Origin of the sequence: Robinsoniella sp. RHS (assembly GCF_001029355.1) — a bacterium.
Taxonomy (GTDB): domain Bacteria; phylum Bacillota; class Clostridia; order Lachnospirales; family Lachnospiraceae; genus Robinsoniella; species Robinsoniella peoriensis.
This window is the reverse complement of sequence record NZ_JNGB01000014.1, coordinates 69,681-75,915: the sequence shown is the minus strand read 5'-3', so window position 1 is coordinate 75,915 and position 6,235 is coordinate 69,681. Positions and strand designations below refer to the sequence as shown.

The 6,235-nt window shown below is 37.9% G+C and carries 8 protein-coding genes and 2 pseudogenes; 9 read left to right on the top strand and 1 reads right to left on the bottom strand.

The features are described from left to right. From rplM to RHS_RS07620, 7 genes are all read left to right on the top strand, one after another. The coding region (gene rplM / locus RHS_RS07655) for a 50S ribosomal protein L13 (protein WP_047832821.1) at window positions 1-238 on the top strand (238 nt) is incomplete at its 5' end. Window positions 239-255: 17 nt separating this feature from the next. Continuing rightward, a complete protein-coding gene (gene rpsI, locus RHS_RS07650) occupies window positions 256-648 on the top strand; it encodes a 30S ribosomal protein S9 (protein WP_027296328.1) in 393 nt (130 codons plus the stop codon). 812 nt (window positions 649-1,460) lie between these two features. Continuing rightward, window positions 1,461-1,802 carry a hypothetical protein gene (locus RHS_RS07640; protein WP_047832819.1) on the top strand — a complete coding sequence of 114 codons (342 nt, stop codon included), beginning with the start codon at window positions 1,461-1,463 and terminating at the stop codon, window positions 1,800-1,802. A 348-nt stretch (window positions 1,803-2,150) separates the two neighbouring features. Continuing rightward, window positions 2,151-2,765, top strand: coding sequence for a TetR/AcrR family transcriptional regulator (locus RHS_RS07635; RefSeq protein ID WP_047832818.1), 615 nt, complete (start codon window positions 2,151-2,153; stop codon window positions 2,763-2,765). A gap of 80 nt (window positions 2,766-2,845) precedes the next feature. Continuing rightward, window positions 2,846-3,088 (top strand): PLD nuclease N-terminal domain-containing protein, encoded by a 243-nt coding sequence (locus RHS_RS07630; RefSeq protein WP_395021717.1) that lies wholly within the window; start codon window positions 2,846-2,848, stop codon window positions 3,086-3,088. A 4-nt stretch (window positions 3,089-3,092) separates the two neighbouring features. Beyond that, window positions 3,093-4,013: an ABC transporter ATP-binding protein gene (locus tag RHS_RS07625; protein ID WP_047832817.1), complete on the top strand. Its 921-nt coding sequence runs from the start codon at window positions 3,093-3,095 to the stop codon at window positions 4,011-4,013. Then, entirely contained in the window at window positions 4,006-4,773 is a 768-nt protein-coding gene (locus RHS_RS07620; RefSeq protein ID WP_047832816.1) for an ABC transporter permease, read from the top strand. Before RHS_RS07625 ends, RHS_RS07620 begins: the two co-directional genes overlap by 8 nt. Here the strand turns inward: RHS_RS07620 and RHS_RS30495 are convergent. Continuing rightward, window positions 4,759-4,872: pseudogene (locus tag RHS_RS30495) on the bottom strand (DUF6783 domain-containing protein); the annotation flags it as partial. The gene RHS_RS07620 and the pseudogene RHS_RS30495 overlap by 15 nt on opposite strands. Here RHS_RS30495 and RHS_RS30490 point away from each other — a divergent pair. Both RHS_RS30490 and rsgA read left to right on the top strand, forming a co-directional pair. Beyond that, window positions 4,849-4,965 (top strand): annotated as a pseudogene (locus RHS_RS30490) (DUF6783 domain-containing protein); the annotation flags it as partial. The pseudogenes RHS_RS30495 and RHS_RS30490 overlap by 24 nt on opposite strands. Before the next feature lie 257 nt (window positions 4,966-5,222). Next, on the top strand, window positions 5,223-6,221 hold the full coding sequence (rsgA, locus tag RHS_RS07615; RefSeq protein ID WP_081820389.1) for a ribosome small subunit-dependent GTPase A: 999 nt from the start codon (window positions 5,223-5,225) through the stop codon (window positions 6,219-6,221). Window positions 6,222-6,235: the final 14 nt, after the last annotated feature.

The following is a 6,235-nucleotide window of genomic DNA, read 5'->3' as shown; positions in this document are numbered from 1 at the left end:
AACAGGTAAGAAATTAGATCAGAAGATTTATTATCATCATTCAGACTACGTTGGTGGAATGAAAGAGACTACCTTAAGAGAAATGTTAAACAAGAAGCCGGAAAGAGTTATCGAGCTTGCAGTTAAAGGCATGCTTCCAAAAGGACCTTTAGGAAGATCCATGATGACAAAACTTCACGTGTACACTGGTGCAGAGCATAATCATGCAGCTCAGAAACCAGAAGTATTAACATTTTAAGAAGGAGGTAAAAAACATTGGCTAATGCAAAATTCTACGGAACAGGAAGAAGAAAAAAATCAATCGCAAGAGTATATTTAGTACCTGGAACAGGTAAAGTTACTATTAATAAAAGAGACATCGACAACTATTTAGGTCTTGAGACATTAAAAGTTATCGTACGTCAGCCGTTAGTAGCTACAGAGACCAACGATAAATATGACGTTTTAGTAAACGTACATGGTGGTGGAACAACAGGACAGGCTGGTGCCATCAGACACGGTATCTCCAGAGCATTACTTCAGGTAGACAGCGATTTCAGACCAGTTCTGAAAAAAGCAGGATTCTTAACAAGAGATCCAAGAGCAAAAGAAAGAAAGAAATACGGACTCAAAGCAGCTCGTCGTGCACCTCAGTTCTCCAAGAGATAATAAGAAGTATTATAAGAAAATTAAAAGAACCCTTGAAAACTCAGTGTTTTCAAGGGTTCTTTTATATTTTGAATAACCATTAAGTAATCTAAAATGCTGCGGAATTATATGGGTAACTGACAAGTAACGAACTCGTAACTGACAAATAGAAAAGTTTTTGTTATGTCTTGTGGAAGACAGTACATGGCGGATTAAATAATGTTTATTAGGAAAAAGTAGATTGAATGGAGCTGTTGATTATGATATTATGGACACAAGGACAATCGCGTTACAGGGTGCGTTGACCTCATTCTAAAAGAATGGGGGTGATGCCTATGAAAAATCATTTTGATTTTAAGGATTTGATGACCTTTGGTCTGTTCCTTTTGGCATTGCTTACTTTCGTTTTTACGTTTTGTAAGTAGCTATACATAGCAAAAACCACCCTGATACTTGGTCGGTTTGGGTGGCTTTGCTATCTTCGTAATCGGTCAACCACCTTGTGGGCGGTTGTTCCTTTTCTACTTAAAATATACCACTAAAAAGGTGGTTTGTAAAGGACTGATTTCAATGGATAATTTATTACCAGTATTGAAGAACATAGTGTCATATGCCCTACCCATTATTACATGCGTCACTGTAGTGATTGGCGGAGTATGGACATTATACAAATATTTCAAAGAGAAGAATAGAGATTTTTATTCAGAAATTCTTTCAAAGGTATATGAACCATTATTTACACAATTAGTTAAGATGGAATATAGCAGAAAATTATTGGAAAATCTTTAGAGGTCAAAAGCAAAGGCGGAGAGAATTCAGGCAGAGTTACATTAATGCAGGATGACGTTTCAAAAGGGGCATTTTCAGTGAAAGAAGTTCCCTTTATTTCATGGGGTGGCACTAAAACAAATACAGAAATGAAAATAGGGGAAACGACAGTCAAGCAAGAAGAGTATGAGGTTCTTAATTTTGAAAATATATTGAAAGAAATTTGTGACGAACCTAATAGACTAAGTTATGCTCCAAGAGATTTAGTTGCATTAATGGAATCTTATTTCTTTTTGGAAAAGGTAAAAGGAGTTCCGATGTATGAAAAGGAAAAAATAAAATTGCAGCGACATATCAGGAGAAATGTAATAATTGGATATAAAAAATATAGAAAAAATTGGGTCTAAAAGACGTGTCATGTATAAAATTTTGCAGGAGTTTTATGGGCAGGATGTTTTTTATCTAAGTGTTATAATGTAAATGAAAGCAAAATTTTGAAATTAAGTAATAAAGTAGTATAGGATAATGTCAAAATTTATGGGTAACAAACAGGTAACTGACAAATGGCTTGGAAATGGCGTGTTTTGGGCGTCCACAGTTCACCAAGAGATAATTATACTTTTCGGGACAATTCAATACCATTCAAGACCTCTCAGGACTTTTGCTCTGGGAGGTTTTTTTATATATTTTTCTAAAAGCTTAATTGACACTTTGTCAGTTGCGTGTTATTCTATAATAAATTAAGGAGGATAATTATGAGACAGGTGAAGGAACCGGAAGTTCGCAGGGCAGAAATCATCCAGTCAGCTAAAAAATTGTTTTTGATAAAAGGTTTTACAAATGTTACGACACAGGATATCGTAGATGATCTGAAAATTTCCCGTGGATTGCTTTATTATCACTTTAGGTCTAAGGAGGATATTTTAAAGCATATTGTTGAAGTAGAAGCTGCAGCTGTAAATATGTCACTGCGTAAAATAACATTTGACAATACGTTAAGTCCGGTAGAAAAAGTAAAACTATTTTTTAGTGCGACGATTATTCCTGAATCAGCTAATACAAGAGAAAACCGTTCTTTACAAGAAGCAGTCCGGATGCCTGAAAATACTTATATGATAGATCAGATTTTGCGAAAGTCTGCGGAAACTATGGCGGAGTATTTTGAGTCCATTTTAGTTCAGGGTAATAACTCTGGGGTTTTTTCTGTAGATCATCCCAAAGAAGTCTCCGTTTTTTTAATAACATCTTATCTGTTTACTTTAAACAGCAGGGATTTTTATGCAGAGGATATGGAGGCTGCCAAAAAGTATTTAACTGTTTTCAATCAGCTGCTAGAGAAAGTATTAGGCTGCAAAGAAAATACATTCTAATATCAACGATACTTTATGGTGTCGTTGATATTATTTTGATAACTAACTGACAAGTTGTCAGTAATAAAGGAGATGATTTTATGGGGATTCAACTCACGATGGAACAAATCAAGAATTTAATTCCGATACTTGTTCCCATTATTTTACTGCAAGGTGTATTAATGATTGTGTCACTAATCAGTATTCTGCGAAAAAACGCATCTTTAGATAAAAAGCTTATATGGATGATTGTTGTTATTGCGGTAAGCCTGATTGGACCGGTAATTTATTTTGCATTGGGAGCAAAGCAATTGGATGAAGATGCATCGGATGGAAAGGAGTAATTGTATGGACGCCATTACAACAATTGGTTTAACCAAGCAGTACAAGGATTTTCATGCAGTGGATAACCTCTGTTTAAATATTCCACAGGGTTCGGTCTGTGGATTTTTGGGAAGAAACGGAGCCGGAAAAACAACTACCATCAGAATGCTGGTTGGGCTGGCACGTCCCACCTCAGGAAAAATTATCCTTCACGGCAGAGAACGGGTTTATGGAGAAAATAGCAATTCTGATATCAGCTATTTACCGGATGTACCCAGCTTTTATAGTTATCTTGCGGCACATGAATATCTGGATTTTTGTGGCAGACTGTATGGAATGAGTGCGAAACAGCGCGGGATGCGGACAAAATACCTATTAGAAAAGGTTGGATTACAAGATACCAAAAAAGCAATATCCGGATATTCAAGGGGGATGAAGCAACGCCTTGGAATCGCCCAGGCACTTATGAATTCTCCGAAAACTATCTTCTTAGATGAGCCAATCAGTGCCCTCGATCCTATTGGCAGATATGAAGTGATGGAAATTATTCGTTCCTTACAAGGAAGTGTGACCGTGTTTTTCTCCACGCATATCCTTGCTGATGTGGAGTCCACCTGTGATTATGCAGTCATTATGGACCATGGAAAGATTGTTGAGGCCGGTTCAATGGAAAAAATAAAGAAAAAATATGCGGGAAAGTCGGCACAGATTAAATTCTACACGGAGGAGGATTGCGAACGAATGATGAAGATTTTTTCTAATTGCAAAGATGTTCTATATGAAAAATGCAATAATTTTGAGTTAAAGCTTTATGCATCTGATATGCAGATGCTAGGAAAAATACTCCCTCACATGTTGTTAGAATCCCAGGCAGTTTTAGAGAAATACCAGGTTTCAGCACCCACACTGGAGAATATTTTTATGGAGGTGACATCGAATGAGTAGTTTTATAACCTTTTATAGAAAAGAATTGATTGAAGGACATCGTACCAATAAGATCTACATTCTGATGGGTATTTTTATGTTATTTGGAATGGCAAGTCCGATTTTAGCGCGCTATATGCGGGAAATTATCAGCCTTGCCATGGGAAGTGAAGCTCCAATACTCGTAACGGAACCTGTGTGGGCGGATAGCTGGGGCCAATTTTATAATAACCTGGCACAGATAGGAGGAATATCCATTCTCTTATTATTCATGAGTGCTGTCTCCGGTGAAAAAATCAGTAAAACAGCAGCATTAACGCTCACGAAAAATCTCCCCCCGGCACATTTTATTATTGCAAAATACTGTGCGGCTGTCTTAATAGTTGTGGCAGCTTTTTTACCGGCATTACTATTATGCTGGGGGTATACCTATTACCTGTTTGGCATTGCAGGCCGGCTATGGGATGTATTCATTAGTGCTGTCTTATATCTAATGTTTGCTATTGTTTTGCTTGCGGTTACGATATTGGCAAGTTCCATAGCAAAAACGGCGGTGAGCTCTGCAATCTTTGCGTTTGGAGGATATTTACTCCTGATCGCTTCTGCTTATTTTCCAGCCATTGGGGGACTAATGCCAGGGAGATTGCTTTTGGCATCGGCAGGCGCAGTCTCTGGTATTGTTACTGTTCAGGGAGTAGCTGGTCAGATACTGGTAGCGATTGTATTTGTTATGGTATGTATCTGGAGCGCTGTCAGACTGTTCAAATCACAGGAAATTTAGAATGCTAGAGCGTGTTTTAAAATTGCTTTCTGGCAGCTGTGCGTCACAGTTTGTGGGAGATTTGTCCCGGATGAAGGGCGCGTAGCGGGCTACGTAACCTGAATTCGGGGCAAATATGCCGCAAAGTGGGGCGTGCAGATGGCAGGAATGAATTTTCAAACACGCGCTAGCACTTTTGCCTATCCTTTTTAAAGAGAACCTTTTTAAAGAGAACTATTGACAAAATACCCATTGTGAATTAAACTATAGGGGCAAATAATAACCCGATTTTGATATTCGAAAGGAGTGAATGTATTATGAAAAAACTGGAAATGGTGATTTATAATTAATTTAATACTGTGTACACAGGGTCTAAGACTGATGTGTGCGTGTAACCCTTTCGTAAATACTGTATAAAACAGACTTGCCAATGGGCAAGTTTTTTTGTACCCAAAATTGGAGGAAATAATTTGAAAATAGTTAAAAAAGAAAGTATTATTAAGGGCCGGATCTGTGAGGTCCAACGTAAAATCTATACAATCGAATCTAAAGATGGAATTGTAAATGCCCAGTTAAAGGGCACGTTTTATAAAGAGGATAGGGATCTTCCGGCAATTGGTGATTATGTTATGTTTGAACATAATCCTTATGGAGTTTCTTTGATCAGAGAAGTCCTTGAGAGAAAAAGCATTTTGAAGCGGCCAGACCAGTCAGGACATGCAGCAGGATTTGTTAAAAATATGAAAGAACAAATATTAGCTGCAAATTTTGATTTCGTATTCATCGTTGTTTCATTGAATAAAGATTACAATCTTAATCGCATCACAAGATATATTACGGTAACCTTGCAGGGTGGAGCCAGGCCGGTTGTGATCCTATCTAAAGCAGATCTCTGTGAAGACAAAGAAAAATATGTGAGAGAAGTGAGCTGCATCTCAGAAAATGTAGATGTATGCGCAGTCAGCGCACTGACAGGAGAAGGGATGGACTGCCTCGACGCATACTTGCAAGAAGGCAGAACGATTGTTTTAGCAGGATCTTCCGGGGTTGGGAAATCAACTTTGATAAATGCAATTACTGGAAAAAACATTATGAAGGTTAGTGAAATACGTGAATCAGATTCGAAAGGACACCACACTACCACACATAGACAGTTAATTACCCTTCCATCGGGGGTGACAATCATAGATTCTCCAGGGATAAGAGAACTGGGGATGTGTGAGGTGAATGAAGGGTTAGAAAACACATTTACGGATATATCAGAACTTATCAGCCAATGCCGTTTTTCTGATTGCAGACATATGACGGAACCTGGCTGTGCTATCATAGGGGCTATTCAGAATCAGACACTGTCAAAATCCAGGTGGGAATTGTATTGCACCCTGAATGAGGAAAATAATTCATGGAGAGGAAAAAGCAGTACAAGATCCGGTAAAATGAAAAAGAATAAGAATAAAAATCAAAGATAGCATAGGAGGTGGCG

Bases quoted from the DNA above. Each gene is read 5' to 3' on its own strand.
- RHS_RS07640 (WP_047832819.1), top strand. From the start codon at position 1,461: ATGCAGGATGACGTTTCAAAAGGGGCATTTTCAGTGAAAGAAGTTCCC.
- RHS_RS07635 (WP_047832818.1), top strand. From the start codon at position 2,151: ATGAGACAGGTGAAGGAACCGGAAGTTCGCAGGGCAGAAATCATCCAG.
- RHS_RS07630 (WP_395021717.1), top strand. From the start codon at position 2,846: ATGGGGATTCAACTCACGATGGAACAAATCAAGAATTTAATTCCGATA.
- RHS_RS07625 (WP_047832817.1), top strand. From the start codon at position 3,093: ATGGACGCCATTACAACAATTGGTTTAACCAAGCAGTACAAGGATTTT.
- RHS_RS07620 (WP_047832816.1), top strand. From the start codon at position 4,006: ATGAGTAGTTTTATAACCTTTTATAGAAAAGAATTGATTGAAGGACAT.